Source organism: Corallococcus sp. 4LFB (genome assembly GCF_046520365.1).
Taxonomy (GTDB): Bacteria; Myxococcota; Myxococcia; order Myxococcales; family Myxococcaceae; genus Corallococcus; species Corallococcus caeni.
This window is the reverse complement of sequence record NZ_JBKGHJ010000741.1, coordinates 1-2,930: the sequence shown is the minus strand read 5'-3', so window position 1 is coordinate 2,930 and position 2,930 is coordinate 1. Positions and strand designations below refer to the sequence as shown.

Sequence of the window (2,930 nt, the reverse complement as noted above, 5' to 3'; positions counted from 1 at the left end):
CCGAGCACGCGCCCGCCGCTCACCAGCGGCACCGAGGCCCACGCCGCCAGGGTCCGCTCCAAGGACAGCTGCGCGAGGCGCGGGTAGCGCGCCATGCACTCCGTCCACGAGCCCAGCGCACAGGGCTCCCGCGTGCGCGTCACGTCCGTGAGGGGGCACGTGGCGGAGACCTCGAAGCGCTGCCAGCCCTCCAGCTCCCCCGGGGAGAAGCCATGCGCGGCGGCGCGCTCGAAGACGTCCAGGGCCGCGCTCACGGGCACCACCACCAGGCCGCTGACGGCGCCCATCGCCAGGGCGCCCTCGCGCGCGGCCACCTCCACCACCTGCGCGGGGGTGAGCGCCTCGGAGAGCGCGGCGGTCATCGCCTGCAGGCGTTCGGTGCGCCAGGCCGCGGTGGTCCACGCGGCGCGGCGCATGCGCACGAGCTCCGTCACGTCCACCGCGAAGGCGAGCACGCCCTCCACCTGGCCCTTCGCGTCGCGGCGCGGCAGCAGGGAGAGGTTGAAGAACAGCTCCTCGTCGGTGGGGCGCGCGCGGGCGGACGCTTCGCGCAGGTGCAATGCCTCTCCGGTGGTGAAGACGCGGTCCCAGGCCTCGTGCCAGCCGGGGCCTTCCAGCAGGGGGCAGGCCTCGCGCAGCGGCAGGCCCACCTGGCCGCGCGTGTCGAGCAGCGTCAGGCGCGTGGAGGTGCTGAACTCGATGAGGTGGGCGGGGCCGCGATAGAGGCCGAAGAAGGCGGGGAGCTGTTGAAGCAGCTCATGCAGCCGCGGGGGCACGCCGCCGGGCGCCGCCACCCACCCGGCTTGGGCATCTTTCATGTGTATAGCCCCCCCCACCCCGGCGGAAGGCAGGGCCTCCCGGCGAGAAGAGGTGGCCATCAAACACCCGGACGTGCCGCATGGCACGAAAAGCAACGCAGCCAACCTGCCAGGTGTCATGGGCTGAGCGCTCCCTGGCGCTGCTGGCGTCCAGTAGCGGGCATCCGTCCCGGCGGGCGCGGAAACGCTCCCGGGCGCCGGGCATCGACTATGTCGGATGCCCGGCATGCCCTCCTCTCCTCCTGATTCGCGGCCCCTCGTCGAACTGCGCGCCGTCACCAAGTCCTACGCGGAGGGCGACTCCGTGCGCGAGGTGCTCTCCGGCACGTCGCTCGCCCTGCACCGGGGCGAGTTCGTGGTGCTGCTGGGGCGCAGCGGCTCCGGCAAGTCCACGCTGCTCAACCTCATCAGCGGCATCGACCAGGCGACGCACGGCGAAATCCTGGTGGAGGGCCGCGACCTGGGGCGCCTCCCGGAGCGCGACCGCACGCTGCTGCGCCGCGAGCGCATCGGCTTCATCTTCCAGGCCTTCAACCTGCTGCCCACGCTGACGGTGGAGGAGAACGTGCGGCTGCCGCTGGAGCTGCTCGGCCGCTCCAGCGCGGAGGCCAGCGCGCGGGCGCGGGAGCTGCTGGGACGCGTGGGGTTGGGTGCCCGCGCGAACAGCTTCCCGGACCGCCTCTCCGGCGGCGAGCAGCAACGCGTGGCGGTGGCGCGAGCGCTGGCCCACGCCCCGCCGCTGCTCCTGGCGGACGAGCCCACGGGCAACCTGGACGAGGAGACGGGCGGACAGGTGCTGGACCTGCTGGAAGGGCTGACGCGGCAGGGCAACGCCTGCGCGCTCATCGTCACGCACGAGCCCGCGATGGCGGCGCGCGCGGACCGCGTGCTGACCCTGGAGCATGGACGGCTGGTGGACCGCCCCGGCGGGCGCGGCCGGGGGACGGCGTCATGAGGACGCTGCTCGCGCGCTCCAGCCTGCGGCACCTGGGCGGACACCCGTGGCTCACGGCGCTGTCGCTGCTGGGCATCGCGATGGGCGTGGCGGTGGTGGTGTCCATCGACCTGGCGAGCGGCAGCGCGCTGCGCGCCTTCGAGCAGTCCACGGACGTCGTCGCGGGCCGCGCCACGCACCAGCTCATCGGCGGCACGTCGGGCCTGCCGGAGGGCGTCTACACGGCGCTGAAGCTGCGGCCGGACGCGCCCGACGCGGCGCCCGTGGTGCAGGGCTTCGTGCAGGTGGAGGGCGGCAACCACCGCACGCTCACGCTGCTGGGGTTGGACCCGTTCGCGGAAGCGCCCTTCCGGGACTTCTCCACCGGGGGCGCGGTGGGCGACGTGGGCGCCCTGCTCACCCAACCCGGCACGGTGGTGATGGGCGCGAAGACGGCGAGGGCCCTGGGCGTGAAGGCCGGGGACACGCTGCCGGTGATGGTGACGGGGCTGCGGCGGGAGCTGCGCGTGTCGGCCCTGCTGACGCCGGCGCAGGAGACGACGGAGCGCGCGCTGGAGTCGCTGCTCATCGCGGACATCTCCACCGCGCAGGAGGTGCTGGGGATGGAGGGCCGGCTGACGCGCGTGGACCTGCGCCTGAAGGGCGGAGAGGCGCAGGCCGCGACGCTGCGGGCCGCGCTGCCGCCGGGCGCGGAGCTGGTGCGGACCTCCGGGCGCGCGGGCACGGTGGAGCAGATGACGCGGGCGTTCCGCACCAACCTCACCGCGCTGTCGCTGCTGGCGCTCGTGGTGGGGATGTTCCTCATCTACAACACGATGACGTTCTCCGTGGTGCAGCGGCGCGGGCTGCTGGGCCGGCTGCGCGCGGTGGGCGTGACGCGCGGGGAGCTGTTCGCGCTGGTGCTGGGGGAAGCCCTGATGCTGGGCATCGTGGGCACCGCGGCGGGGCTGCTCCTGGGCATCCTGATGGCCAGCGGCCTGGTGGGCCTCATCACCCGCACCATCAATGACCTGTACTTCGTGGTGAACGTGCGGCGTCTGTCATTGGAGCCGTTCACGCTCATCAAGGGCCTGAGCCTGGGCCTGGGCGCGACGGTGCTCGCGGCGCTGGTGCCCGCGTGGGAGGCGGCGCGGGCGGCCCCGGTGACGGCGCTGCGG

General features: G+C 74.0%; 3 protein-coding genes. 2 read left to right on the top strand and 1 reads right to left on the bottom strand.

Annotated features, from left to right (window positions below; genetic code table 11):
- On the bottom strand, positions 1-818 hold an 818-nt coding region (locus tag ACLEQD_RS40465; RefSeq protein ID WP_410391271.1), incomplete at its 3' end, for a PAS domain-containing protein.
- Between the two features lie 226 nt (positions 819-1,044).
- On the opposite strand from ACLEQD_RS40465, the gene ACLEQD_RS40460 reads away from it, so the two are divergent.
- Both ACLEQD_RS40460 and ACLEQD_RS40455 read left to right on the top strand, forming a co-directional pair.
- Complete coding sequence (locus ACLEQD_RS40460; RefSeq protein WP_410391270.1) at positions 1,045-1,773, top strand: ABC transporter ATP-binding protein; 729 nt, start codon at positions 1,045-1,047, stop codon at positions 1,771-1,773.
- A partial coding sequence (locus tag ACLEQD_RS40455; RefSeq protein ID WP_410391269.1) for an ABC transporter permease occupies positions 1,770-2,930 on the top strand: 1,161 nt, incomplete at its 3' end. The genes ACLEQD_RS40460 and ACLEQD_RS40455, both read left to right, overlap by 4 nt.

Bases quoted from the DNA above. Each gene is read 5' to 3' on its own strand.
- ACLEQD_RS40460 (WP_410391270.1), top strand. From the start codon at position 1,045: ATGCCCTCCTCTCCTCCTGATTCGCGGCCCCTCGTCGAACTGCGCGCC.